Source organism: Leucobacter coleopterorum, assembly GCF_011382985.1.
Taxonomy (GTDB): domain Bacteria; phylum Actinomycetota; class Actinomycetes; order Actinomycetales; family Microbacteriaceae; genus Leucobacter; species Leucobacter coleopterorum.
In genome coordinates this window covers 2,235,968-2,261,590 of the sequence record NZ_CP049933.1, presented here as the reverse complement: position 1 = coordinate 2,261,590, position 25,623 = coordinate 2,235,968, and the positions used below count along the sequence as shown (strand labels likewise).

The following is a 25,623-nucleotide window of genomic DNA, read 5'->3' as shown; positions in this document are numbered from 1 at the left end:
TTGTCTACGACTGTAGAGTTTCCCGCAAGTAAAGAATCCGGACACCGCTGTCCCGCATCTGCAGGGCAGCCCTACACACCAAGGACACCCTCATGGCAGCCACCCCCGAACGCATTGTTGACATCGCAATTGGTTTCATGGGAGCCAAGCAACTTGATGCCGCCGCTCGAATTGGCCTGTTTAAGGCTCTTGCCGACGGACCCCAGACTGCGGCGCAGCTCGCGAATGCCACACAGCGGGCTGAGCGACAGGTTCGTACACTTGCAGATGCCATGAACTCTTTCGGATTGCTTGAGCGAGTGGATGGAAGATATTCGCTTGCAGAAGATGCCGCGACCTATCTTGGTGGTGCGGGAGAAATTGATCTCACACCGTTCATTGGGTTTCTTGGGGACATTAGCTTCAAGCAGTGGCTTGGATATGACCATACCGTCGATACTGACAAAGCGGGGGTGCTTGATCTCGACGAGGCTGGGTGGGGTGAATTTATGCAGGGCGTGATGACCTACAACGCCCTGCACGCTGAGCAGTTTGGCAGAGCGTTTGATTTTTCGGGTTACCGGAGCGCCCTCGACTTCGGTGGGTTGGCTGCCGGGTTCTCTCTTGCTGCAATGGGGCAGAACCCTGAGTTGCGCACTCGTTTTGTGTATGCCGCCGACATGGTTGGATCGGTTGCGGCGGACGCTGAGGAGGCCGGGCTTGCGCATCGTGTTACTGTCGAAACGGCGGACACCGAATCCGCAGAACCCGGTGGCGAGCACGACCTCGTGTTGCTCACTCACGTTTTGCATCGTTTTGATGAGGCGCAGAACAGACGGATACTGAAGGTGAGTCGCGAGGCTGCAGCGTCGGGGGCCACGCTGATGCTGCTCGATTTTTTCCTCGATAGCTACACGACTCAGCGTCGCATTGATGCGCTGCACGCGGGGGAGTACTTCAATATCGACGGAACCGTTGTGTACCCGGTCGATCAGGTTGAGGAGTGGCTCGAGGCGACAGGGTGGCGCGTGGAGCGTATGGTTGCGCTGCCAGGAAGCCCGCGAGTGATTGTCGCAACTGCGGTCAGTGAGGGCTAATCAACCCGTCGCAGTCGCGCGATAAAGTCGGTGACCTGTGCTTGGAGCAGGTCGGGGTTGAAGAGATTTGCACTAACGACCCGCATCACTGTAGCGCCGATGTTCATCGTGATGAGTTCGTTGGTTAGTTGCTCATCTGGCGTCTTAGTAACGATGTCGCCGTCTTCGCGCCCCTCGCGCAAGTACTGCATCATTCCGCTTTTCCAGTCGATGAGGTGCTCGTCGTAGTCCTGGTCAAGTTCGGTGCTGAATGCACAGCGCTCCCAGAACGAGATCAGCACCCGGGCCGCGATCGCATCTTCCTGTGCGATCGGAAGTGTGTAGCGCACCGATCGCTCAAGCGCCTCGATGCCTCGCAGGCCTGCAATGTGAATCGCATGCCGCTCGTCGAGGCTCTTGAGTGACTTCTCGTAGGCGCCCCTGATGATGGCGTCTTTGCCGGGAAAGTAGTGTTTGAGTGCTCCGTTTGCGAAGCCGGCGCGAGAGGCAATTTCGCGCATTGTTGCGGCTTCGATTCCACCCTCTACTATGAGCTTCCAGGTGACTTCGACGATATCGCGACGCCGCTGGTCGTGATCGATGATTTTTGGCACGGTCACATCCTTGGGAAAACGGTCCTTAATGTCTGCAATTGTAGACGAAAAACCATTCACCTTCGGCTCCTTGTTACTTGAGTACATATTGTTCACGGAAGTGAGTCGTCTCGAGTTCGGGGCTGGATCATCTGCTCGTCTTGTTTTCAAGGGCTTGCTGCTTGGCTTTGAGCGCACGCCCTGAAGCCAGACTCGACCCTCGCGCGCGCGAGTGGAATTCTGGATACACGTGTGCGGCAAGGGTGCCGTGCCCCGAAAGGAGATCTTGATGTCGGAGCAGTCTGATCAGGTGTCGGTGCCGAAGAGTGTCATTGTTGTTGGTGCGGGATCGGCTGGGGCTGTTGTTGCCCGTCGACTTGCTGATGCCGGTGTCAATGTTACGGTGGTCGAAGCGGGCGGCGAGGACACGAACCCCGCAATTCACGACCCCGCTCGCATGCCTGAGCTGTGGCACAGCCCCGATGACTGGGACTACCGCACTGTTCCACAGCCCGGCGCTAACGGCCACCGCCTCCACCTGCCTCGGGCCGGGTGCTCGGGGGTCCCACGCTCTGAACGCCATGATCTGGGTGCGCTGTTCTCCCGTTGATTTCGACCACTGGGCCTCGCTTGGCAACGACGGATGGGCCTGGGAAGATGTACTGCCGGTCTACAAGGCCATCGAGAACTTTCATGGCAACGGGGACCCCGCGCTCCGCGGCACCGAGGGGTTGCTTGACGTAACTGATGACTACGAACTTACGCCGATCCAGCAGTCGATCATCGATGCCGGTGTGCAGGAGGGGCTGCCGCACAATCCCGATTACAACGGTGCGATGCTTGAGGGCATCTCGCAGCAGCAGATCACCGCGATTGACGGCAAGCGCCTCAATACCTATATGGCGTATCTCAAGCCCGTGCGAGATCGTGTGGCGGTTGAGACTGGCTGCTGGGTGCACGAGCTGATTTTTGCGGACGGTGTTGACGGTACAAGCAGCGCAGAGGGCTCTGATGAGGTGCCTCGTGTGATCGGCGTGCGCTTTGCGCAGAACGGTGAAACCCGTGAGCTGTTCGCCGATGAGGTGATTCTTGCGGCGGGTGCGCTCGACTCGCCCCGTGTGCTGCTGCGCTCGGGCATCGGTCCGTCGCAAGAACTCCGTGAGGTTGGGATCGAGCCCTTGGTTGACCTTCCGGGTGTCGGCAAGAACCTGCACGACCACTTCCTTTCCCCGGTCATCTTCGAGACGGAGAAGCCGGTTGGTGCGCCGCAGCCGTGGGTCTCTGTAACGCAGACCCACCACTTTTGGGAAAGCCGTGAGGGGCTTGATCGCCCCGATACGCAGCCGATCCACTTTTCGGTGCCGATGTACGGTGAATACCTTGAGCCCCGCTCAAGTGATGGCTTTTCACTGCTGGGTGGTCTGGTGACCCCGCAGGCCCGTGGTGAGCTCAAGCTGTCGGGTCCGAACCCCGAAGATCCCACGCTCATCGATCTTAATGCGCTCGGGCACGATGACGACGTGGCATCGCTTGTCGCCTCGGTCGAACAGTGTCGACGGATTGGCCGTCAGGAGGCACTCGCCGGTGAGTGGGGTGCCAAAGAGATTTATCCCGGCCCTGAAATTGGTGACGGGGAAGACCTCGTTAACTATGTGCGGGAAACCCTTGCCACCTACCACCACCAGGTTGGTACCTGCAAGATGGGGGTTGATGACCTGGCGGTTGTCTCGCCGCGCCTCGCCGTGCACGGGGTTGATGGGCTGCGGGTTATCGATGCCTCGATCATGCCGCGGGTCACGACCGGCAACACAAACGCCCCCGCGATCCTCATCGGTGAGCTCGGCGCGAAGTTCGTCTTGGCGGGCGAGCGCTAGCGAGAAGCTGTAGCGGGAGCTCGCAGGCCGGCCAGCATTGCATCGATGCTGGCCTGCAAGTTCTCGGTGGTGGCGGACTCAGGGACGAGGACCGCCATCATTTGCCAGCCCGCATTTTGTGCGGCCACCTGGTTGACCGCGGTTTCGAGGTCGATGCTGTCGGCGAGCTCGCCGTCCTCGTGTGCCTCGGTGAGAAACTGGCGGATGAGCTCGCGGCGCTGCACGATGTACTCGTGATGCAGCTGCCAGAGTTCGGAGTTTTGCGCGGCGCGATCCCAGAAGGAGAGCACAACCCGCGAGATCTCTGAGCCCATCTCCTCAAAGGGGAGGAGTTCTCGTGACATAAGGCCGAGCGCAGTGAGGCCGCGCGAACCCGCTGTGCGCGCGAGGATGCGGTCGTGCGCTCCCAGAAACACGTGCAGAAAGGCTGCGGTGAGCAGGCTTTGTTTGTCGGGGAAGTAGCGGGCGATGGCGCCGTGGGCGTAACCAGCCTCGGCGGCGATCTCGCGCATGGTGACGCGGTCAAAGCCGTCGCGAATGATGATGTTTGTGACGGCCTCGGTGATGTGTGCGCGACGCTCATCGTGGTCAACGATCTTCGGCATGCGTCTCCTAACTTCTTACTTGAGTGTAGGCAGTTTGGGGCTGGGGAGAAGCACATTTGGTTTTTGGTCACCACTTGGTGACTAATCGTTACTTCTCTGTGATCTTTGATCGTGGTTGAGCGATTACTCTTTAGTCACCACTTGGTGATTAAACGAGTGGCTGGGAATCTACGCCACCCCGCCCCGACGAAGGAGTCGTTCATGAAAAAAACCAACCGCCTTATCGCAGCGCTCGCGCTGATTCCTGCTGTGGCTCTGGCTCTGTCCGCCTGCAGCTCAGGTGACACCGCCTCAGACAGCGGCAAATCAGGATCCGGCAACGAACTCACCACCCTGAAGGTCGCAACAATCGGACTCACCTCCGACGGCAGCCTCATCACCGGCATCAAACAGGGATTCTTCGAAGACGAGGGCCTCAAGATCGAGACCTCGATCGTCGCGAACCCGCCAGCCGGGCTCGCTGCGGCGCAGAGTGGGCAGGTCGACATTGCCTACTCACCGAGCATTCCGCTGCTGAACGCGCTCAGTCAGGGTGTGCCACTCAAAGTTGTTGGTGCTGCGGATGGGTTCGCTCCGGGGTCGGCAACCGCGGCGGATCCGACCGCGCTCGATGACACGGGGCTGTTTGCGAGCGCCGCGAGTGGCATTACCGACGTCAAGGGTCTCGAAGGCAAAACGATCGCGATCCCGGCACGTAAGGCCCAGCTTGAAGTTGTGATCGCTGATGAGTTGGAGCGTGCTGGCATCGACCCCGCGACCGGCGTGAAATGGGTGGTGCTCGATTTCACCTCGGCGGTTGCCGCGCTGAAGAGTGGCACCGTCGACGCTGCGGGATTGGTCAACCCGTTTACCTCTGAAGCGGAGGACGCCGGTGCAGTGCAGCTCGCGGCCCCGTCAGTCGGATTCTTTGAAGAGGGAGCCACCGGCCTGTGGGTTGCGGGCACGAGCACAATCGAGGCCAAGCCCGACGCGATCGCGGCCTTCCAGCGCGCAATAGTGAAGTCGAACGAGTATGCCACTGAGCACGCCGAAGAAGCGATCCAGGCGGGGCTTGACTACACCGAGTCCAAGCTCACAGTTGATCAGGTCAAGCTGCCGGTGTGGCCAACGGTGGTTGCGCTTGAAGACCTGAACCGCCCGAACGAGAAGATGGAGAAGCTCGGATTCCTGTCGAAGCCGGTCGATCTCGACGGCGTTATCGTGAAGGACTGATGCACTGATCATGCGAGAATCTCGACTGCTTCAATACGGCATTGGCGCTCTCGGTGTCGTGGCGGCGATCTGCTTGTGGCAGTTCGTCGCCACGGTGGGTCCGTTGAGCGCGTCGCCGCTGCCCTCCGCCAGCGAGGCATTCAGTGCCCTTGCGCAGATCCTGGCCACGCCTGCATTGTGGGCGGCGACCGGAGAAACACTGTACATGGCGCTTCTCGGGCTTGTGATCGCAACCCTCACTGGGGTCGCGCTTGGCGCCGGCATCGGTGTTTCGCCGCTCGCGATGCACGCCACCCGCGTGCCACTCGAATTCTTGAAACCGATCCCGCCCATCGTCATTCTGCCGGTGGTGGTGCTGGTGCTCGGGCCAACGAGTGGCATGGGCGTCTTTCTGGTCTTTATCGGCTGCTTTGTGTCGATCGTGGTGCAGACCTCTGCCGGGGTGTTCGACACCGACCCCGTAGCCAAGGCGACCGCGCGCTCGTACGGGCTGAGCCGATCCGAAATTCTTGGCAGTGTGGTGCTGCCGAGCGCACTGCCCTACATTGGCACAGCGGTGCGGGTGGCAGCGCCTACCGCGCTCATTGTGGCGGTGGTCGCGGGGCTGCTGGGCGGTGGTCCGGGGCTCGGGCAGAGCCTGCTGCTCGCCCAGATTACCGGCAACCAGGATCAGCTCTTCGCCTACGTGCTCATCCTCGGCATGCTCGGGCTGATCGTGCAGGGGTTCAGCCAGTGGGGCGAGCGCCGCCTGCTGCACTGGCACCCGCAATACCGAAAGCAGGCTGTGTGATGTCGTTTACTTCAACCGTTCTCATTCGCACACGAGAGGCGCGTCGCCAGAATCGCAGTGGACTGCCGAAGTGGCTGCTGATTGGCGCAGAGGTGCTGGTGCCGATTCTGCTTCTTGCGCTGTGGTGGATCGTGTCGGCTGGCTCGACCAACACCTTCTTTCCGCCGCTGCAGGCCATTCTGAACCAACTGGTCACACTGCTCGGTACCCCGGCGTTCTGGGGCGACGTCGGTTCCTCAGCTGGCAACCTGGCCCTCTCGTTTGCTCTCGCCTGCGTCATCGGCGTGTTACTCGGTCTGCTGCTCGGCACGGTCCGTTGGCTCTCGTGGTTGCTCGAACCGACCATCCACTTCTTCAGGGCCATCCCTCCCGTCGCGCTCGTGCCCATCTTTGTGGCGCTCATCGGCTTCGGCAACGAGACCCGCATTCTCTCGATCACCCTCTCGGCGGTCTTTCCCGTGCTCATCTCGACCATCGACGGCATCCACGCCGTTGACCCCGACCGGAAGGCGGTCGGCAAGATCTACCGGCTTGGCTGGTGGGACCGCGTCTTTGCGGTCGCCCTGCCCGAGGCGAGTCCACGGATTCTGTCGGGCATGCAGGTCAGTCTCATTACCGCGTTTGTTGTGATGGTGGCGAGCGAAATGCTCGGCTCCTCCGACGGGCTCGGCGCGCGCACGCTGCTCGCGCAGCAGTCCTTCATGATTACGGACATGTGGGTGGGCATTCTGGTGCTCGGTGTGATCGGCTACGCCGCCACCGCGCTGCTCTCACTCTTCCGGCGCCGCGTGCTGCGCTGGTACATCGCTATTCGACAGCAGGAGAAGAACCTATGAACGCATCATCGTTCGCTGATGCCCCGGTGCGGCTGAGTGTCGCGGGGCTCGCAAAGACCTACGACACTAAAAAGGGGCCGGTCGAGGTGATAGCCGACCTCACCTTCGACGTACGCACGGCAGAGATCGCCTGCATCGTTGGGCCATCTGGCATTGGCAAGACCACACTGCTGAAGTGTCTCACCGGCCTGCAGTCAATCACCTCGGGATCGGCTCGCATCGACGGTAAACAGATCGATGGCCCGCCCCAAGAGATGGCGCTGGTCTTCCAGGAGTACACGCGTTCTCTCATGCCGTGGCTGACCGTCGAGAAAAACGTGCGCTTGCCGTTGAAGCACCTGCGACTGCCGACCGCGGAGCGCGAAGAAAGGATCACCGCGGCCCTTGCCGCAGTGGGACTCTCGGGGGCAGAATCGAAGTATCCGTGGCAGCTCTCAGGCGGCATGCAGCAGCGCGTTGCCATCGCTCGAGCGATCGCCTACCGACCGGAGGTGCTGATCATGGATGAGCCCTTTGCGTCGGTCGATGCGCAAACTCGGTTCGAACTGGAGGATCTGTGCCTCAAGATTCGCGACGAGTTCGGCATGACGATTCTTGTTGTGACGCACGACATCGACGAGGCGGTGTACCTCTCAGACCGCGTCGTGGTGCTGGGGAGCGCCCGGCGCGAGTCACCGAGATTATCGACATCGATTTTGGGGAGCCGCGAGACCAGATTGCCACCCGCTCACGGCCCGAGTTCGCCGAGCTGCGAACCGTGGTGTTCGAGCTCATTCGGAAGGCGGGGTAGGTGGAAGCGCGGCGCGGCTACGAGTCGTTTGGTGGGCGCGCGACCGAGTTTGTGTCAGACTCACAACCCTGGTGGCCGCCGCACCCGCAGGCTGCCCCCGGTTCCCCCAACGTGATTGTGATGCTGGTGGACGACCTCGGGTTCAGCGATCTGGGGCCGTTTGGCAGTGAGATTCCAACGCCGCACGTGGATCGCCTGGCGGATGATGGCTGGGTGTTCACGAACTACCGCACGGCACCCATGTGTTCCCCGGCGCGGGCGGCGTTGCTCACCGGGCTGAATCCGCACCGCGCGGGCTTCGGGTTCGTCGCCCACACGGATCCCGGCTACCCCGGGTTCACGTGTGAGCTGCCGGCCGACGCTCCGACGCTCGCAGAATCTCTGCGGGCGGGCGGTTACGCCACCTTCATGGTCGGCAAGTGGCACCTGACTCTGGAGTCTCGTCTGCACGACGCGGCGGATCGCTCTTCGTGGCCGCTGCAGCGCGGTTTTGACCGCTACTTCGGCAGCATGGATGGCTTCACCTCGCTGCACCATCCGCACCGACTCGTGCGAGACAACTCCGTCGTTGACATTCAGGAGTTTCCCGAGGGGTACTTTCTCACGGACGAACTCGTTGAGGAATCACTCGCCATGATCGACGAGCTGCGAGTGAACGATACTCGCAAGCCGTTTTTCCTCTACTTCGCGCACACCTCGGTGCACGGGCCGATTCAGGCGAAGAATGTTGATATCGAGAAGCATCGCGGCCGCTACGAGGCTGGGTGGAACGCCCTGCGCGAGGCTCGTTTTGCCAGGCAGTGTGAACTCGGCATATTTCCTCAGCACGCGGCGCTGCCGAGCGAGGCGCTCGCTGACGGTGATCGGATCCCTGAGTGGGACACTCTCGACGCGGCCGAGAGGGAACTCTTCGCCCGACACATGGAGGTGTACGCGGCCGCTGTTGACGAGGTGGATCAGAGTCTCGGACGACTCACGGCTCACCTTGAGCAACTCGGTGAACTTGAGAACACGATCATCGTGCTGACCAGCGACAACGGCGGTACCGCCGAGGGTGGATCGAGCGGCACACGCAGCTACTTTGCTCAGTTTGGAGTGAGCACGAGGCTTCCAGAGGACTGGGTGCGAGATGTGTCGCGTGACCCCGAACTGATTGGTGGACCGCAGCTGTTCAGCCAGTACCCCACTGGGTGGGCACGCGTTTCGAACACACCCTTTCGCTCGTTCAAGTCTTCGACGTATGAGGGCGGTGTGCACGCGCCACTCATTGTGTCGTGGCCCTCGGCTCCGGCCCGGGCGCGTGGGCTGCGCGACCAGTTTGTGTTCGTCTCAGACCTCGCCCCGACCATACTCGAGCTTGCGGGCGTCGCCCCGCTCGCGCAGCGGGGTGGTGTGACCGCGCAGGATCCCGACGGCCGCAGCGTGGCGGATGTGCTCGAGGATCCCTCTGCCGGGGGACGCGAGACGCAGTACTTTGAGTGCGTCGGTCGACGGGCCCTTGTCGACGGTGACTGGAAAGCGGTGTCGCCCGTGCCGCCAACACGTGCGGAGGGCGGCGGTGGGGGTCGGTGGGAACTCTACGACCTCGCCGCAGACCCAACCGAGACCCGAGATCTTGCCTCTGCAGACCCCGACCGGGTGGCCGAGCTCGCCGAGCGCTGGCGTGCGGAGGCCTGGCAGAACGCGGTCTTTCCGCTCGACGACGACGGTACCCTGCACAAAACCCGGCCTTCGAGTGAAGCGGTTCTTGCCGAACCCGTGACTCTTGTCCCTTTCCGCCCGCCGCTTGAGCGCTTCCGTTCTGCACAGCTGACGGTGCTGCGATCATTCCGCGTCGAAATCGACCTTGAGATGCGACGAGGTGGCGCGGGGGTGCTGTTGGCCCACGGAGACCAGGGTGGCGGGTATCTGCTCGCGCTCGACGGTGGTGGACTACTGCTGAGCTACAACGCCTACGGCGACATGCAACGGGCTCGCGGTGCTTCGCTCGGCGAGGGGGCACACGAAATCACGCTGCACGTCGAGGAACTGCCCGAGTTGCGCTGGCGACTCAGCGTCGAGGTGGATGGTGTGCCCGACGCTGCCATTGAGCGAGTGCCCATGCTGCTCGGCATGGCACCCTTTACAGGCATCAGCGTCGGCTACGACTATGGTGGACCCGTCGACTGGCAACTGTATGAGCGACACCGATCGTACCGCCTGCGGGAGGCCTCCATTGATCGAATTTGCATCGTTCCGGGTGCGCGCTCGCAGCACGACAAGACGATCCTGCGCAGCATTGGCGACGCTGTCGCGGAGATCGCGGATTGAGCGGTTGTTTTGACGGCTCATGAGTGCACCCCTTACCGACGAGTGACCAGGTTAATTACGCGTGAGTAACCTGGTCACTCGTCGGTAAGGGCAGCACTCGCGATTTGAAAGAGTGCTGCAGCTTGAGCTTGCCGTGAGAAGCACTTACGCCCCAACCGGATAGCTCACCGCGGGGTACGTCAACACCGTCGCGCCGCCGGTCGCGTAGTTTGGCACGTCGGCCTCGACCGCTCTGCCCTCCGGCGATGACATAGCTGCGCTGAGCGCGGCCTCGTCGGCAAAGCTTGCCTCGAACACTCCGAAGTAGGGGCCGTCGCCGGGCGGGGTGACCCCGAGCGAAAAATTGATGCTCTGCACGCCGGGTAGTTTTGCGCACAGGGGCAGATGGGTCTCGCGGTAGTAGGCCTCGAACGCGACGCGGTCGGTGGGTTCTGGGTATAACACGATGAGTTTGTGCACGGCGGTTGCTCCTTTGGTGACGGGGTGGGGATCGCAGGCGAGTTATGCGCGCGAGAACACTTGGCGGCCTGCAAACCAGGTCTCGGTGACCTCGGTCTGCACGAGCTCACTCGTAGGGTGTTCGAAGGGGTCGCGATCCAGCAGCACAAAATCGGCAGATTTGCCGACCTCAAGCGAACCGGTCTCGTCTGCGAGCCCCATTGCCTCGGCACCGTTGATCGTGAAGGCCGCGATGGCCTCCTCTAGGGTGATGGCCTGCTCCAGCCAGAGGGTGCCGGGGTAAACACCGCTGGGATCCTCGCGGGTGACGAGTCCGTGAATGCCCTCCCACGCGTTGGGTGATGGGGACACCGGCCAGTCGGAGCCGCCGGCCACTGTCGCGCCAGCGTCGATGAGCGCTCGGTTCGGCTGCATCTGGTCGGCGCGCTCGCGGGGCAGCACCTGACGGATCGCCTCAACGATCGGTCCGGGTACCCAGATGAAGGGGAGATGTCGGCGGAAACCCCGAGAGGCCCAAAGCGCGAGATGTCGTCGGGGTGCACAAACTGGCCGTGGGCCACCTGGTAGCGCGGTTCTGTGTAGCCCTCGCCGCGAAGCGTCTCGACGGCGTTGAGCACTGCGTGCACCGAGGCGTCGCCCGTGCAGTGGATCTTTGCAGACAGCCCCGCGTCGGCCACGCGGCGCAGCCAATCGGTGAGTTCTGCCGGGTCTAATAGCGTGTCACCGTGAAAGTGTGACCCGTGCACCTCGTCGGGCAGGTACGGCTCGATGAACGCCCCCGTGCGGGTTGGCGGCACCCCGTCGAGAAAGATTTTTACGAAGTCGGGGCGGTGGTGCTCGGTGCGAAAGCGCTCGCCGTCGAAGACCAGGTCGTCGCCGATGGCCTCGAAGCCAAAGATCTCATCGTTGATGAGCAGCGAGCTCACCACCCACGAGTTCATCTCGCCCGCGGCGTCGAGCGAGCGAAGCGCCTCAAGAATGTGCGTTGAGACGCCGGCATCCTGAAACGCCGTCACCCCGAACGAATTGAGGATCTCGATGCCGCGCTGCGCGGATCGCCGCTCCTGCTCGGGCGTCAGCGCTCCGGCGGCCTGCTGGGCGCGTGCGACGGGCAATCCAGCGGCCTCGAGCAGTACTCCGGTTGCGCGGCCCTCGGCGTCGAGCACAACCCCGTGCTGCCCGGCCTCGACCCCCGCGATCTCCATGGCGCGAGAGTTGACCCAGCGGTTGTGGTGCGAGTCGTCGGAGAGCATGACGGGGCGACCACCGGCGGCCTCATTGAGTCGCGTGAGCGCCTCTACAGAGTTGATCTCACTCAGGCGGTCGCTCGCCCACGGGCCACCCACCACCCAGGTGTCTGCTGGAAGCGACGCCGCGTGATCCCGAACCGCGTTGAGAATCTCGTCGAGGTGAGCTCCGCCGGGCACGTGGAGTTCGTAGAGCTCCTCCTTGCCCGCGAGAAAGTGATGGTTGTGCACGTCGGTAAGCCCGGGCATGAGAAAAGCGCCGTTGAGATCGCGGATTTCGGTGTTGGCGTCCGCGAGCGTGGCGACCTCCGCGGTGCTGCCGACAGCGGTGAGGCGACCACCGGTTACTGCGATGGCTTCTGCCCAGGGCTGCGCCGAGTTGGCAGTGTAGACGCGGGCGTTGGTGAAAATGAGGTCGGCTGGGGGCTGGGTCATCGTTGACTCCGTTCAAAGTAGGAAGTTGTCTGCGGAACGGTTGATCCTCAGTATTTCAGGGGCCTGAGCCCGGGTGTTGTGTGTGGGTGCTGCGCCCTTGTTGCTCCGTGTTGATTCTGTGCGAATGACGCTTCGCCCAGAGCGCTCGGCTGCTCGCAGTGGTGGCGAGATCGCGCGAAGATGAGGAGACGCGGTTGTTTGCCGCGCCCGATCAAAACTGAAGAGCAAGGAAGCACATGGGTACTCAGAACAACGATGTTCAGGGGAGAGTCGTGGTGATTACCGGTGGGGGAACCGGAATTGGCGCAGCCGTAGCGGAGCGCTACGCAAGCGAGGGGCAACCGTTGTGGTGGTGGGCCGCAGACGTGAACCGCTCGAAGAAGTTGCGTCGAGGATCGGCGCGTTTGCGGTTGTCGCGGACGCCTCGAACGGCGAATCGGCCCGTGCCGCGGTGGCCGAGATCGTGGAGCGCTTTGGCACGATTGATGTGCTGGTCGCGAATGCCGGGGGTCACGGCTTTGCGGCCGTTGGAGACACTAGTGATGACGACTGGGACGCCGCGATCAAGGTGAACCTATCGACGGCGTTTGTGATGGCGCGGGAATCGTTGCCCGCACTGCTCGGTGCTGTTGAAGGGCGCAGCAATGCTGACGGGGGAAGCGGCGGGGGCGAGATCGTCATTGTGTCGTCGCTCGCCGGTCTGTTCGCGGGGCCTTCGGTCGCGGGGTACACGGTCGGCAAACACGCGCTGATCGGACTCACCCGGTCCCTGGCGCGAGACTACGGCCGACACGGGGTGCGCGTGAACGCGGTGTGCCCCGGCTGGGTGCGCACACCAATGGCTGACGCCGAGATGGACGAGTTTGCAGCCCACGCGCCAGAGATCGCGGATCGGGCAGCTGGTTACGCAGCGGTGACCCGTGATGTGCCGCTGGGGCGTCCGGGCGAGCCCGCGGAGATCGCCTCAATCGTGCGCTTCCTTGGATCCTCGCAGTCGTCCTACATGAACGGCTCCGTGCTCGTGGCCGACGGCGGAGCGCACATCGTTGACCTGCCGACCGTGGCGTTTGAACACGCGGGAATGTAGTTTCCCTTTCCCTCCTACCTACTTGACGACGAAGTTAAGGAATCCTCATGGAGTTTCACCACCACGGATACGTCACGACGGATCCCCGTATCGAACCCGCCGCCGGTGTTGGTCTGAACCGCCCTCTCGACCTGCCGGATAAGGTCGACGTGTTGATTATCGGATCGGGCCCAGCAGGCATCATGAGCGCCGCGCAACTTGCCCAGTTTCCCGATGTGACGACTCGCATCATTGAGCGGCGAGCGAGCCGCCTTGAGATCGGCCAAGCCGATGGTATTCAGGCCCGCAGCGTAGAGACCTTTCAGGCATTTGGTTTCGCGCAGCAGCTGATTCAAGAGGCGTATCAGCTCACTGACACTGAGTTCTGGACGCCCGATCCCGAACACCCCGAAAACATCGTGCGAAGCTCCACGACTCCAGACACTCTTGTTGGGATTAGCGAGTTTCCGCAGCTGATCGTCAATCAGACCCGCGTGGCCGACTACCTCGCGGAGTTCGCCGAGCGATCGCCCGCGCGCGGCAAGATTGATTACGGCTACGAGTTCGCTGACCTGCACGTTGAAGAAGCGGGGGAGTATCCGGTTGTCGTGGAACTGCGCCGGTCTGATGGCTCCTGCTCGGGAGCCATGCGCACGATCCGCGCCAAAACCGTTGTGGGTGCCGACGGCGCGCGCAGCCGCGTGCGGGCCTCCATCGGAGGGCACCTGGAGGGGGATCAGGCCTTTCACGCCTGGGGTGTGCTGGACGCTTTGGTCGACACCAATTTTCCTGACATTCGCCGCAAGAGTGTGATTCAGTCGGGGGACGGCGGCAACATTTTGTTGATCCCGCGCGAGGGCAACAACCTGGTGCGCATGTACGTGGATCTCGGTGAGGTTGATCCTGCTGACGGCGGCAGTGTGCGCAAGACTACGGTAGAGCAAATGATTGTGCGGGCTGCTTCGATTTTGCATCCCTACACCCTCGACGTGCGGCACGTCTCGTGGAACAGTGTGTACGAGGTCGCGCACCGCCTCACCGACCGGTTCGACGATGCAGAGTCACACCCGGGTGGGCGCCGCAGCCCGCGGGTCTTTCTTGCGGGAGACGCCTGCCACACGCACAGCGCGAAGGCGGGCCAGGGCATGAACGTGTCGCTGCAGGACGGTTGGAACCTGGCCTGGAAGCTGGGGTACGTGCTGTCGGGGCGCAGCGACTGGAAACTGCTTGAGACGTATTCCGATGAGCGCCAGGTGATTGCGAAGAACCTGATCGACTTCGACAAGGAGTGGTCGACCCTCATGGCGAAGCGGCCGGAGGAGTTTGACTCACCCTCGCAGCTTGAAGATTTCTACATTGCCACGGCGGAGTTTCCTGCCGGGTTTATGACGCAGTACCAGTCGTCGATCCTTACCTCACTTTCTGCGCAGCAGGCGCTCGCAGCCGGGTTTCCGCTGGGCAAACGCTTCAAATCGGCCGAGGTGATGCGGGTGAGCGACGCCGTGCCGATGCATCTGGGGCACCAGCACCGGGCTGACGGGCGCTACCGCATTTATGCCTTTGCGGATCCTGCCGGAGCTCAGCTTGATGCCTGGGCGTCGTGGATGCTGTCTGACCCAGAGTCGCCGTTGCAGTTGTATACGCCTTCTGGGGGTGACGCTGACGCGCTGTTCGACGTGAAGGTTGTGTACCAGCAGGGATACCGTGATGTTGATCTGCTTTCCGTTTCGCCGCTGTTTTTCCCGCGGCGAGGGCCGTACCGCATGAAGAGTTATGAGAAGGTCTTTGCGGCGATCCCGGGCAATGACATTTTTGATGAGCGTGAGGTGAGCCGCTCGGGGCCGTTGTGGTGGTGCGCCCTGACCACTATGTCGCAGACATCCTGCCGCTTAGGGGGACTGCCGAGCTGCGTGACTACTTTAGGGGAGTGCTCCGGGTGGTGAGATAAGAGTTCCCTCGCCTGATCCGGTGGTGCGAAGTGGTCGGTTGAACGCGCCTCAACCGACCACTTCGCACGACTGTTTTGTGGTGAGAGAGAGGCGTGTCTGATCCCGGATCCGTGAATGATGCTCCTATTGTTGTCAACTCTTAGGCGCGCTTGTTTCGAGCCATTCCCGATATGCCTGAGCGAGTTGATCATCACGCGTGAGGCCACGCTCAAGGCGTGAGATTTTGGTCAGCCATACATTGAAATGTTCCGCGACCTGCTGCAGAGTGATCCCCAGCGCTTGCCTGAATGGCCGAAGATCATCCACGCGAGGCACCTCAACATTCTTCGTGAGGAGTGTGAACACCTCGCGCGCAATCGCTCGCTTCAAACACCTGATGATTTCTTTGTTGTTTCTCCCTTCCGCGCGTTTCTTCTCGACATATGCTCTCGTGCGCGGCTCGTGACTCATCCGTACGAGCGCGATCCGGTGAAGTGCGGAGTTTGCGTGCCGGTCTCCGCCCGGTTGAGCCGGTGCCTGGTTGTTTTGCCCGAGGACGCGGGGATCGGGCTCACTCCGCAGAGCGCCGCGAACGCGGCTTCTGAGCGGAGCCGGTCGGAGTTATCGCCTGCAGTGATGAGGAGCTGCGCGGCAGTGACTGTTCCGACCCCGTGCGCTGCGGTCAGAGCCGGGTTGGTGTGCTTCGTGAGGGTTTCGAGTTCTTGATCCAGGGTGTGTATTTCAGTCGAGATATAGCGGTGTCTGCGTGCCAGTGCTCGCAGTGCGATCACGATGCCTTGATGCTCGGGGTAGGGGCGGATATCAAAGTCTGCGAGGTCAGCGACGAGGGCTGCATCGGTCACGTTACGGAACCGTTCACGCAGAAGCGAGGGTGCGGTCACGAGGAGTGATTTCAGTTGTACTTGCGCGGCAGTGCGCGCTTTGATCGCTGAGCGTCGGGCAGCGAACAGGTACCGGATCTGCTCGACCGTGCCGTCACCGGATTTCGGGGTGGGCTGCTTCGTTTCAGTGAGCGCGGTCTTCGCGGCAGCGTAGGCGTCGATCGGGTCGGACTTTCCGCTCATACGGCGCAGTTGCCGGTTCGGGCGGATCACTTCGATGACGTGATGCCCGAAAGAGGTGAGATGACGGGTAAGGCCGGCCCCGTAGGAACTGGTTCCCTCGATCCCGACACGAACCAGGATGCCGTACATGAGGATGAACGCAGTGAGAGCTACATAGCCTGCGGGCGTGGTGGGGAACTGCGCGTCTGCGAGGTGTTTCCCGTTCTGATCGATCACGGCCGCGTGGTGTGTGTCGGCGTGGGTATCGACCCCGGCGTAGATGTCGCAGGGTTCAGCAATGTTTGTCATGATGGTTCTGCCTTTCCGGTTTCTGTTGGGAGGCAACCGGCCGGGCGGGCAGACAGGACGTTGAAGAGGCCTCTTGACCAGGCTCCTATGAGGTCATGCTCGCCTGGCTGGGTCCTGTAACCCCCGCTCCTGGACGACAGATCAAATTGAAGGCACGGGGCCAGTCAGTGGGCGAGTCAGCCCTGGAACGGGGCATTACCAGTATCAACGTCAGAGGTCCCTGGGAAGCTTGGGGCATGTCCAGCAACACGAATCAGGGAATGGGATCTTTGGGGTCTGTGCGTCGAGTTTTCGACGAGCAGAGCCCTTACGTTCTTGCACTCGGTGTTCTGATGAACCGTCTTGAGACGACCGAACAAACATTGCGCGAGCTTGAGGCGGAGCGGACCGCGATCCTCTCCGAGGTGTATCAACTTGCCGTTGCTGAGAGTGACGGGTTGGGTGCCGATACCCCGTCTGGAAAGAGCGGGGAACTTGCGTATCGCGCGGTTCGCGCAGAAGTCGCAATGGTGCTTGGGGTTGGCGAGCGTGGGGTAGACCGACAGCTGAGCCAGGCTGAACTTTTGCATCGTGCGTACCCGAGGGTGAGCGAAGCGCTAGCAGATGCTCATATTTCTTACCGTCACGCCGAGGTCATTCTCGACGCAGGAAACGTGATTGGGTCGGGTGACGATTCGAGCACTGTAGGGCGTCGCGCTGACTACGAGAACGCGGTTCTTGCTTTTGCCGTTGAGGAGACCCCTCTCGGTTGAAGTCAATCGCACGGCGGTTGGCTGAGCAGTTCACCGAGGTTTCGCTGGATGAGCGCCATGCAGAGGCGCGCAAACGATGTCGGGTGAGCGTGCGCGAGCACGACGACGGCATGGCAGATCTGATCGCGCATCTTCCCGCAGCCGAGGCGTATGCGATCTACGACCGGCTCACACGGATGAGCCGCGCGCTTGAGGGGCTAGCGCTTCTTCTGAGGCGATATCGGAGCATGCATCAGCGCAGAGATCGCGAGATGAACTTCGTGCCGACATTTTGGCTGATCTAGTACTCCGAGGGAAGTCGGGCGAAGAGTTTGCGGCGGCTGGAGCCGTGAAGGCGCAAGTGCAACTTGTGGTTCATGAGTCCGCGCTTAAGGGCCGCCGGGGCAAGCCAATGGAGCCTTTCCTCCGGTGCTCGAAGGCTACGGACCAGTCGACTATGATTCGGCCAGATGGCTTCTCGGCTCGGCAGATTTCTGGGATGTTGTGAACGTGGGGCAAACCTCCGCCACGGGCAATGCGGTTCAAGAAGACACCGCCCAAATCTTGTCGGTAAACCGCTACCGCCCCTCCGAGCAAATGCGAAGGCTTCTTCGAGTTCGGGATCAGCGCTGCCGATTCCCGGGCTGTCAGGTTCCTGCGTCGCGGTGCGACCTCGATCACACTGTTGACGCCGCGCTCGGTGGCCCAACCGCAACCTATAATCTCGCGCACCTGTGCCGCGGTCACCACGTTCTGAAACACAACTCGGGGTGGCAAGTCACCCATCAAAAAGAGGGGGAGCTCACCTGGATATCGCCGACAGGGCGAGTCCGAAAGAGCTCGCCTCCGAGCCGCGTCATGTTTACAGCGGCCGTTTCATCTAGTGATGAGCCGTTCTGAGAGCTAAACCAAACCAGGTCAAGCCAAACCACGTCAAGCCAAGCAAAACCCCAACAAAAGGAGCCACCCATGCAACCCAGCACCATCGCCCTGTACGTAACCGAGACCATGGCGGACTGGGAGTACGCCTACCTCACCACACAAATTGCGCAGGCCGAAGAAGCCAAACCCGGGCGCTTCAAGCTCATGTTTGTCGGTGATGGACTTGACGAGGTGAAATCGCTGGGCGGGCTGCCCGTGCGACCCACGGCGGACCTCGCCGAGCTTGTACTCCTGGCCGACAGCACTGACAACACCGACGGCAACGCAGACCAACCCCTCGCCGCCCTGGTCATCCCCGGAGGTAATCGCTACGACGCAGGTCACGAGCGTCTGCTCGAAACGGTGGCGAAGCTCCTGGACCGTTCCGTTCCCGTTGCAGCAATCTGCGGGGCAACGTATCTGATGGCGCGCGGCGGCCTACTCGACAACCGAAAGCACACGTCGAACGCAGCGGTCTACCTCGACATGTCAGGTTACGCGGGCGGCGACAACTACGTCGCAGCACCGGTGGTCACCGACCAGGGCATCACAACCGCAAGTGGTATTCATCCTGTTGCGTTCACCGCCGAGGTGATGCGGCTCACTGGTCTCTACCCTGAGAGGATCACCAACGCTTGGGAACAACTCAATCTCACGGGGGAGGAGATGCACTTCTACGAGCTCATGGAAGCCACCAACGCCTGGCAGAAGGCCTGAGCGAGCCCAACTACCCTCCCAGATACGCCTGTCGCAGCAACTCGGCGTCGTCTTCGAGCGCCTTGGCCGGTCCCTGCGGGTAACTCACGTGCCCGCTCGACACGACCATGGCCTCGTCGGCGATGCCGAGTGCGAGGTGCGTGAATTGCTCGACCAACAGCACACCAACACCCGATGCGGCGATGCTCTGAATCACCGGCAAAATGCGCATAAACACTACGGGCGCGAGCCCCAGCGACATCTCGTCGATCAGCAGAAAGCGCGGCTTTGACGCGAACGCCCGCGCGAGCACCACCATCTGCTGCTCACCACCGGAGAGCAGCACCGCCTGCGAGTCGATCCGCTTTTCCAACTCGGGGAACGAAGCGAGCACCTCCCGCAAAACCGGTTCCGTCCGGGCGGTCAGCATGATGTTCTCACGCACCGTGAGTGAAGGAAAGATGGCTCGGCCCTGCTCAATGTGCGCAATGCCGGCGCGGGATCGCTGCACACGACCCCACTTCGAGATTGATTGGCCGTCGAGCAGCACATCACCGGCAGTGTGAGGGATCACACGCGACACCGATTCCAACAAGCTCGTTTTACCGGCGCCGTTTGGCCCGACGAGAGCGAGAATTTTGCCCTCCTCAAGAGAAAGGCTCACCTCCGAAATAACGGGTCCCGCTCCGCGGCTCACACTCACGCCTGAAAGCTGCAGTCCACTCATGAGCTCATCTCCGCGTCTCCCATGTAGGCCGCGATCACGGCCGGGTTGTCGAGTACTTCCTGCTGCGGCCCCTGCGCGAGCACCCTGCCAAAGTCGAGCACGGTGATCTCGGTGCACACCGTGCGCACGAGGTCGAGATCGTGCTCGATGATGACGATGGCGGTGTTGAAGCGCGACGGGATCCGCGAGAGCCGCTGCCCAAACAGCAGATGCTCCTCGTGCGACAGCCCGGCGGCTGGCTCGTCGAGGATCAGCACCTTGGGGCCCGCCAACACGGCTGCGGCGACCTCAATAAGGCGGCGCGTGCCAACATCAACGTTGCTGAGCCGCTCTTCAGGAGACGGGCACCCCAAGAACGTGAGCGCATCGCTCAGTTCGTCGTAGTCAATGCGGGTGCGCGTCACGAAGCGCACGTACGACTCGACAGTGAGCTGCGGCGGCACACGATCCTGCTGGAACGTGCGGCGCAGCCCGTGGCGAGCCCGCGCGGCGGGGGTCTTCCGGGTGATGTCTTCACCCTCGAGCAACACCTTGCCGGTGTGCTGCGGCAAGAACCCGCTAACCGCGTCCACGAAGGTCGACTTGCCGGCACCGTTCGGCCCGATCAAGCCCATAATGGATCGCGGGCGCACCCGCAGTGAGACATCGTCGAGCGCTTTGAGCGCACCAAACTGCACACCCAGGCCCGACACCTCAAGCACCGGCGGAGCATCGGCGGGAACGGGCTCGGCGGCCTCGGGCACAGCAAACACATCGAGCACACTCGTGCCAACGTCACCGGCGATAAGCGCAGACTCGGCTTCTTTGCGCTTCTTCGTGCGCGCACGGAAGATGCCGCGGATGCCCTCACCGAGGTTCGAGCCACTGGTGAGGGCCTGGATCCCGAGCAAACCGAACACCACAAAACCCCAGTCCTGCGGCACACCCCACTTCTTGAGGAGTTCGGGAACGAGCACCCAAAGGACTCCACCAAAGATGGCCATGTCGATCAGGTAGGCCCCGCTCATCACCGCGAGGATGTAGAGCGCAAGCGACTGAAGGGGGAGAAGCTTGACGCAAAGGGCAGCTGCACCTGACCCGCGAGCAGGCCGCCCGAAACCCCACCGAGCGCCGCACTCACCGCAAACGCCGAGAGTTTCGCCATGCTGACACTCTGGCCAACCGCAGCGGTGCCGCGCTCGGAGAACGCCACGGCCTTCCAGCTGCTGCCGATGCGGCTGCGCTGCAGCCACGACACCACGAGGGCGCAGATCACCAGCACGATGAGGGCAAAGAAGAAGTATTCGCGGTCACTCGAGAAGAGGGCGGGGCGCTCGACGGCAACACCGTCAACCGAACCGGGGAACTGGATCTGCACGAGCATCACGTCAAACGCGGCCGCGAAGCCGAGCGTCACAACGGCGAGGTTCACGCCTCGCAAGCGCAGCGCTGGCAATCCGATCAGGATCCCTGCGAGCCCTCCTGCGATGCCACCCGCGAGTAGCCAGACGGCGAATCCACCGGGCATTTCGTTGTAGCTCATCCAAGAAACAACCCACGCGCCGATGGCAGCGAAGGTCAGCTGAGAGAGCGCGATGATCCCGGCGGATCCCGTCACCACTCCCAGGCCGAGGACCGCAATGATCGCGGTGATGGCACTGATGCCAAGGAAGACGTAGTAGCCCGAGAGCCCAACGCTGAGGGCCCAACCGAGTCCGAGCCCAACAACCGCGATAATGATGGGGAGCGTCGCGCGAAGACGACGATTAGCGAGCAGCATCCCACACCTCCTTACGCTGTGACCACAGCAGCAAGATGACAATGAAGAAGAACGGGATGAAATTGCGGATGAACGAAACATCGGGAATCTGGGCGACAATGCCCGTGATCATGCCGAGTGCGAGACCGCCGACAACAGCCAGGTCGAGTCGTTTGAAGCCGCCGAGCAGTGCGGCCGCCGAAGCTGGGATGATGAGCATCGACAGACTGATGGCGTCGTTTGACTGCGAGGGGGCGATGACCATGATGGTGATCGCTGAGATCGCGCCGGTGACGGCCCACACCCCAATTGAGAGGGGCTTTGCCGCGATGCCGATCAGCTCGGCGGTGGTGGGGCGCTCCGAGAGGGCACGAAGTTTGGTGCCGATCGTGGTGCGGCGCAAGAGTAGTGAACAGGCAACGGCCACGAGGATCGCAAGAACCACCATCACGACGGTCACCCAGCTCACTACAACACCAGCAACCTTAAACGCCGGGCCCGAGAGCACCGGAGCAAACGGCTGCGGTTTATTGCCAAAGATAATGAACGACAGCGAGATCAGCAGGAGCAGAGGCGCCACGGTCATCGCGGAACGCAGCGTGACCGTCGCCTCAGCGAGCCAGGTTGCTGCGATCCACCCGATAATGCCGCTGAGCAGCGCCCCGACCAGCACACCAATAATGGTGGCGAGCCAGGTTGGCAGCCCGAGCTCACTCGCAAACCAGACGGCAGAGAAGGCCGCGAACATGCCGGTTGCGGCCTGTGCGAAGTTGACGACGCGCACGAGCCGAGACATCAGCGTGAGCGTGACAGCGAGAACCGCGTAGAGTCCGCCCGCCGCGAGCCCGGCGAGAGCGCCCTGCAGAAGGGCGCCGCCGCTCACAGCGGTGCCCTTCTGCGAGAGTGAATATGAATAGGTGAACGCATGGTGATCCTAGTTACTTCGACGGAACCATCAGCCAGTCTTCAGTGGACTTCTTCCAGGCGTTTGTGCCCGACTTCAGCACAACGGGCCATGCGCCGGGCTCGAACTCTTGAGCCGCGACCTTCGAGAACTGGTAGGGGCTTGCGACCATATCGTTGTCGATCGGCTCCATGTCTTTCAGAGCCTTCGCGACGGTCTCCCGTGTGATGTCACCCTTCATGCCTTCAACGACCTTCAAGAAGTTCGTTGCCGCGAGGTATCCGCCCTGGCTGAACGAGGTCAGCGGAATCTTGTTCTCCTCCATCAGCGACTTCCAGTCGGCGTTGATGTCGCTGTCCTCGGTGAAGGGGTAGAACTCGGCGGGAATGTGCGCGCCGGCACCGGTCCAGTCGAGGGCCTTCGCGAAGTTGTCGCTGTAAACGCTTGTCAAGAATAAGAACGTGACGTCGTCCCAGCCTTGCGCCTGCGCGGCCTTGACCTGGCCGATAGCGTCGGGCTCGATCGCGTTGACGGCGATGGCCTTGCAGCCCGCCTCCTTCGCCTTCACGATGTACGGCGTGTAGTCCGAGCCGCCGTAGGGAACAGTGTCATCGATGAGCAGCGGCTTCTTGCCTGTGATCTTGGTCCAGCGATCAACGCCTGCCATGTACGCGGGTTTGGTTGATCCTGCGATCTCGAGCAGCACGCAGATGTTGTCGAGTTTGAGGTTCTCCGAGCCATTCAACAGCGTGAGTGTCATGTCGTTGAACGGGCCGATGTTGACCGGTGCGATGTTGGGCGAGTCAAAGCAGCCGGTGTCAACGCCGATGCCGGGAATCGAGTAGACTCCCTCCTGCTTGTAATAGTCCTTGTTGATCTCGCACTCGATGAGCGAGGCACCGCCCACAAGGGCGACAACCTCGTCGCTGCCAACGAGCTCGCGTGCTGCGGCGGTTGCCGATGCGGGATCGCCCTTGTCGTCGACGGTGTTGTACTCGATCTTGTGACCGTTTACGCCGCCCTTGGCGTTCACACGATCAAACACTGCCTTCGCCGCGGCTGACGCCTCGGGGAACGTCGCCGCGCCGCTCAGTGTGTTCACGGAGCCGATCTTGATGGGGGCGCCCTCGCCGCCACCGTCATCACTACCGGCACAGCCGGAGAGCGCGAGAGCCGCGACCGCGGCCATCGCGGCGAAGCTAACAATTCGTTTTTTCATGGTGTTGCCTCTCAGATGGTTCAAGGTAAAAGGTTGGGGTCTTAGACCGGCTGCACGTCGGGGTAGTCGACGGACCCGATGGGATAGATGTGGCCGCCAGCGCGCGAGTGCTCGGCATGACCGTCGCCGTTGATCCCGAGGAAGATGCCCGTGGTCATGAGCTGATATCCGAGGTCATGCAGCCAGACGCTCGCGACGGCGATGCGGAACTCGCGGAAGCAGAACAGGTAGAGACCGTCCGCAAACTTCCATACGGTCGACATGTCCATGTCGCCGTGCCCGCGTTGCACACCCTGCACACACTGCCAGGCGTACCGCTCGCTTGAGATGTAGACGTGCTCGTAGAGGTGGTGTGGGCTGTAGCGGTAGAGGTTCCGCTTGCCGATCAGGTCGCGGGAAGGGCCAGGTACTTCGCCCGTGGCCTCGCCACGGTCGGTGACACCCGACCAGAAGGTCTGGCCGACCTGGGGCTCGCCCTCAACTGCGACCTCAGCGATCTCGGAGCGCGAGACGAGCGCACGGTGCGTCGAATCTGAATACACGATCGTGATGGCTTCGCGCTCTCGCGACTCGATCGGCAGATTGACGAACACAACGTCGCCTCGCACACGCACGGCGTCGTAGGGATCGCTGAGTTCACCATCGGTAGAAATGCTGCCGCGTGCGCTCCAGCGAACGGTGTCGGCGTCGAAGGCCAGGTCGATCCGAGTGCCATCATCGAGTGTGAGTGAGAGCGTCGTGCCTGCCAGATCAACGTTGGGAAGGCGGAAGGTGTCAATGCCGGCAGCGAACTCGTCGTAACTGCGCCACTCGTTGGGGTCCGCAGCAACAGTGTCAGCTGCGATGGCCTCGGCTGTAGGGGTGTCAATGTTCAGGGTCGTCATTGGCCCAGATCCTCTCGGAGTTTGAAGGTATGACACCCGAACTCCGAAGAATCTTATGTGGCAAGCGTCGGTGCTTGAGCGTCACTCCTCACTGTAAGGAGTTGTGCGCCCGAGTGGAGTGCTCAGTTCCGTCTGAGACAAGGATCGTGCCCTGCTCGTCAATCAGTGTTACGGAAGGGTTACTTATGTGCGTCGAATCTCGCTTGGTGAGACGCCGTAGGCCGCCTTGAACACACGACTAAAGTGCGCCGCGTCGGTGAAACCCCAGCGGGCGGCGATCGATGAAATCGCGCGGTCTGCGAGCACCGGATCCAGCAGGTCGGTGCGGCAGCGATCGAGTCGTCGCTCGCGAATCCAGGTTGAGACGGTCGTGTCTGCCTGACGGAAGAGCGCGTGCAGGTGCCGCGTTGAAATGTAGTGTGCGGCCGCGATGCTGCCCGGCGATAGCGTCGGCGACGAAAGGTTCTGGTCGACGTAGGAGTAGATTTTCTGCAGCAGCACCTGATGCGGGTCGCGCTGCACCGGGTCAGCATCGAGGATGCTCGACAGCATGGTGCCCAGCAAATCAAGGCTGGTATGCGCGAGTTTCGTGCGCACGCGGGTGTCGAGCGCCGTGAGTTGAGCGGGAAACTGCGACAAAAATGCGGTCAGGATCTGCGCCAGCCCGTTGTGCTGCTGTCCGAGTGATACGGCGGTGAGCTGCTCTGTGAACGGGATCGGTAGCTCCAGCCGGTCCTTTGGAAACATCATGATGAGGTTGCGAAACTCCTCGCCGAACAACAGCGAGTAGGGGCGCGAGGTGTCGTAGATTGACAGGTCTCCGGGCCGCATGATGAGTTCTTTGCCGTCTTGAACAAGGATGCTGCTGCCCGACAGCAACAGACTCACCTTGTAGTAGCCGCTGCCGCCGCTCGCAATCGTCTCGGGTGTGCGCTCAACGAGGTGGGGGCGCGCCACTACCTCGGTGAAGACCACACTGTCGGCGTCTGCGGACGACATGCGGGCTGCAAACGGTTCCGGCCGCTCAGTGCTGATGCGCAGCGGTACAAACGACGCAGAGACCTGGCTGCGGAACGCGGCGAGGCTGTCGGCCTGCGCAGGGGGAGCGGTCAATCGTGAAAGGTTTTGAGACTGTGCTGTTTGCATGCGTATCACCTCGAATTGTGATCCTTCACCGCGACTGTGCGGTGATGGTCAAGAATTGTGCTCGTAATAAGCCCACACCTTTGC

Annotated in this window: 22 protein-coding genes and 4 pseudogenes; 12 read left to right on the top strand and 14 right to left on the bottom strand. The window is 61.9% G+C overall.

The features are described from left to right. The first annotated feature begins 92 nt into the window (after window positions 1-92). Window positions 93-1,076, top strand: a complete 984-nt coding sequence (locus tag G7066_RS10660; protein ID WP_166331001.1) for a methyltransferase — start codon at window positions 93-95, stop codon at window positions 1,074-1,076. Here G7066_RS10660 and G7066_RS10655 read toward each other — a convergent pair. After that, window positions 1,073-1,756, bottom strand: a complete 684-nt coding sequence (locus G7066_RS10655; protein WP_244303396.1) for a TetR/AcrR family transcriptional regulator — start codon at window positions 1,754-1,756, stop codon at window positions 1,073-1,075. The genes G7066_RS10660 and G7066_RS10655 overlap by 4 nt on opposite strands. A gap of 181 nt (window positions 1,757-1,937) precedes the next feature. On the opposite strand from G7066_RS10655, the pseudogene G7066_RS10650 reads away from it, so the two are divergent. Continuing rightward, window positions 1,938-3,522 (top strand): annotated as a pseudogene (locus G7066_RS10650) (GMC family oxidoreductase). Here G7066_RS10650 and G7066_RS10645 read toward each other — a convergent pair. Beyond that, window positions 3,519-4,127, bottom strand: coding sequence for a TetR/AcrR family transcriptional regulator (locus tag G7066_RS10645; protein ID WP_166330999.1), 609 nt, complete (start codon window positions 4,125-4,127; stop codon window positions 3,519-3,521). The pseudogene G7066_RS10650 and the gene G7066_RS10645 sit on opposite strands and share 4 nt — an antisense overlap. Before the next feature lie 201 nt (window positions 4,128-4,328). Between G7066_RS10645 and G7066_RS10640 the strand changes: the two genes are divergently transcribed. From G7066_RS10640 to G7066_RS10620, 5 genes and pseudogenes are all read left to right on the top strand, one after another. Then, window positions 4,329-5,339 carry an ABC transporter substrate-binding protein gene (locus G7066_RS10640; RefSeq protein ID WP_166330997.1) on the top strand — a complete coding sequence of 337 codons (1,011 nt, stop codon included), beginning with the start codon at window positions 4,329-4,331 and terminating at the stop codon, window positions 5,337-5,339. Window positions 5,340-5,349: 10 nt separating this feature from the next. Next, entirely contained in the window at window positions 5,350-6,129 is a 780-nt protein-coding gene (locus tag G7066_RS10635; RefSeq protein WP_166330995.1) for an ABC transporter permease, read from the top strand. Then, entirely contained in the window at window positions 6,129-6,965 is an 837-nt protein-coding gene (locus G7066_RS10630) for an ABC transporter permease (protein WP_166330993.1), read from the top strand. The genes G7066_RS10635 and G7066_RS10630 overlap by 1 nt, the downstream gene beginning before the upstream one ends. Continuing rightward, a pseudogene (locus G7066_RS10625) lies at window positions 6,962-7,755 on the top strand (ABC transporter ATP-binding protein). Before G7066_RS10630 ends, G7066_RS10625 begins: the two are co-directional and overlap by 4 nt. Further along, window positions 7,756-10,065 carry an arylsulfatase gene (locus G7066_RS10620; RefSeq protein WP_166330991.1) on the top strand — a complete coding sequence of 770 codons (2,310 nt, stop codon included), beginning with the start codon at window positions 7,756-7,758 and terminating at the stop codon, window positions 10,063-10,065. 144 nt (window positions 10,066-10,209) lie between these two features. Here the strand turns inward: G7066_RS10620 and G7066_RS10615 are convergent, their stop codons facing one another. From G7066_RS10615 to G7066_RS10610, 3 genes and pseudogenes are all read right to left on the bottom strand, one after another. Beyond that, entirely contained in the window at window positions 10,210-10,524 is a 315-nt protein-coding gene (locus G7066_RS10615; RefSeq protein ID WP_166330990.1) for an EthD family reductase, read from the bottom strand. 42 nt (window positions 10,525-10,566) lie between these two features. Next, a complete protein-coding gene (locus tag G7066_RS17050; protein ID WP_280116156.1) occupies window positions 10,567-10,938 on the bottom strand; it encodes an amidohydrolase family protein in 372 nt (123 codons plus the stop codon). 116 nt (window positions 10,939-11,054) lie between these two features. Continuing rightward, a pseudogene (locus G7066_RS10610) lies at window positions 11,055-12,020 on the bottom strand (amidohydrolase); the annotation flags it as partial. A gap of 538 nt (window positions 12,021-12,558) precedes the next feature. Here G7066_RS10610 and G7066_RS10605 point away from each other — a divergent pair. Together G7066_RS10605 and G7066_RS10600 are read left to right on the top strand one after the other, a co-directional pair. Next, on the top strand, window positions 12,559-13,293 hold the full coding sequence (locus G7066_RS10605) for an SDR family NAD(P)-dependent oxidoreductase (protein ID WP_244302918.1): 735 nt from the start codon (window positions 12,559-12,561) through the stop codon (window positions 13,291-13,293). A gap of 47 nt (window positions 13,294-13,340) precedes the next feature. Beyond that, window positions 13,341-15,220 (top strand): annotated as a pseudogene (locus G7066_RS10600) (FAD-dependent monooxygenase). Window positions 15,221-15,353: 133 nt separating this feature from the next. On the opposite strand, the gene G7066_RS17940 reads toward G7066_RS10600, so the two are convergent. Both G7066_RS17940 and G7066_RS10595 read right to left on the bottom strand, forming a co-directional pair. After that, window positions 15,354-15,590 (bottom strand): hypothetical protein, encoded by a 237-nt coding sequence (locus tag G7066_RS17940; RefSeq protein WP_425280729.1) that lies wholly within the window; start codon window positions 15,588-15,590, stop codon window positions 15,354-15,356. A 77-nt stretch (window positions 15,591-15,667) separates the two neighbouring features. Then, complete coding sequence (locus G7066_RS10595) at window positions 15,668-16,573, bottom strand: IS110 family RNA-guided transposase (protein ID WP_425280728.1); 906 nt, start codon at window positions 16,571-16,573, stop codon at window positions 15,668-15,670. Between the two features lie 236 nt (window positions 16,574-16,809). On the opposite strand from G7066_RS10595, the gene G7066_RS10590 reads away from it, so the two are divergent. The 3 genes from G7066_RS10590 to G7066_RS10580 all read left to right on the top strand — a co-directional run bounded on the left by G7066_RS10590 (window position 16,810) and on the right by G7066_RS10580 (window position 18,942). Then, the gene (locus G7066_RS10590; protein WP_166330989.1) at window positions 16,810-17,325 is read left to right on the top strand and encodes a 13E12 repeat family protein; all 516 of its coding nucleotides are present in this window, start codon (window positions 16,810-16,812) and stop codon (window positions 17,323-17,325) included. Beyond that, window positions 17,322-17,609, top strand: a complete 288-nt coding sequence (locus tag G7066_RS10585; RefSeq protein ID WP_166330988.1) for a hypothetical protein — start codon at window positions 17,322-17,324, stop codon at window positions 17,607-17,609. Before G7066_RS10590 ends, G7066_RS10585 begins: the two co-directional genes overlap by 4 nt. A 664-nt stretch (window positions 17,610-18,273) precedes the next feature. Continuing rightward, window positions 18,274-18,942 carry a DJ-1/PfpI family protein gene (locus tag G7066_RS10580; protein WP_166330987.1) on the top strand — a complete coding sequence of 223 codons (669 nt, stop codon included), beginning with the start codon at window positions 18,274-18,276 and terminating at the stop codon, window positions 18,940-18,942. A 10-nt stretch (window positions 18,943-18,952) separates the two neighbouring features. On the opposite strand, the gene G7066_RS10575 is transcribed toward G7066_RS10580, so the two are convergent. The 7 genes from G7066_RS10575 to G7066_RS10550 form a co-directional block, all read right to left on the bottom strand. Continuing rightward, window positions 18,953-19,648, bottom strand: a complete 696-nt coding sequence (locus G7066_RS10575) for an ABC transporter ATP-binding protein (protein ID WP_166330986.1) — start codon at window positions 19,646-19,648, stop codon at window positions 18,953-18,955. Continuing rightward, window positions 19,645-20,655, bottom strand: coding sequence for an ABC transporter ATP-binding protein (locus G7066_RS16250; protein ID WP_244302917.1), 1,011 nt, complete (start codon window positions 20,653-20,655; stop codon window positions 19,645-19,647). Before G7066_RS16250 ends, G7066_RS10575 begins: the two co-directional genes overlap by 4 nt. Further along, window positions 20,655-21,407, bottom strand: a complete 753-nt coding sequence (locus tag G7066_RS16245) for a branched-chain amino acid ABC transporter permease (RefSeq protein ID WP_244302916.1) — start codon at window positions 21,405-21,407, stop codon at window positions 20,655-20,657. The genes G7066_RS16250 and G7066_RS16245 overlap by 1 nt, the downstream gene beginning before the upstream one ends. After that, a complete protein-coding gene (locus tag G7066_RS10565) occupies window positions 21,394-22,269 on the bottom strand; it encodes a branched-chain amino acid ABC transporter permease (protein WP_166289591.1) in 876 nt (291 codons plus the stop codon). Before G7066_RS10565 ends, G7066_RS16245 begins: the two co-directional genes overlap by 14 nt. A 55-nt stretch (window positions 22,270-22,324) precedes the next feature. Continuing rightward, on the bottom strand, window positions 22,325-23,509 hold the full coding sequence (locus G7066_RS10560) for an ABC transporter substrate-binding protein (protein ID WP_166330985.1): 1,185 nt from the start codon (window positions 23,507-23,509) through the stop codon (window positions 22,325-22,327). Between the two features lie 41 nt (window positions 23,510-23,550). Next, window positions 23,551-24,393: a MoaF C-terminal domain-containing protein gene (locus G7066_RS10555; protein WP_166330984.1), complete on the bottom strand. Its 843-nt coding sequence runs from the start codon at window positions 24,391-24,393 to the stop codon at window positions 23,551-23,553. Window positions 24,394-24,576: 183 nt separating this feature from the next. Then, window positions 24,577-25,539, bottom strand: coding sequence for an AraC-like ligand-binding domain-containing protein (locus tag G7066_RS10550; RefSeq protein ID WP_166330983.1), 963 nt, complete (start codon window positions 25,537-25,539; stop codon window positions 24,577-24,579). Window positions 25,540-25,623 lie beyond the last annotated feature (84 nt).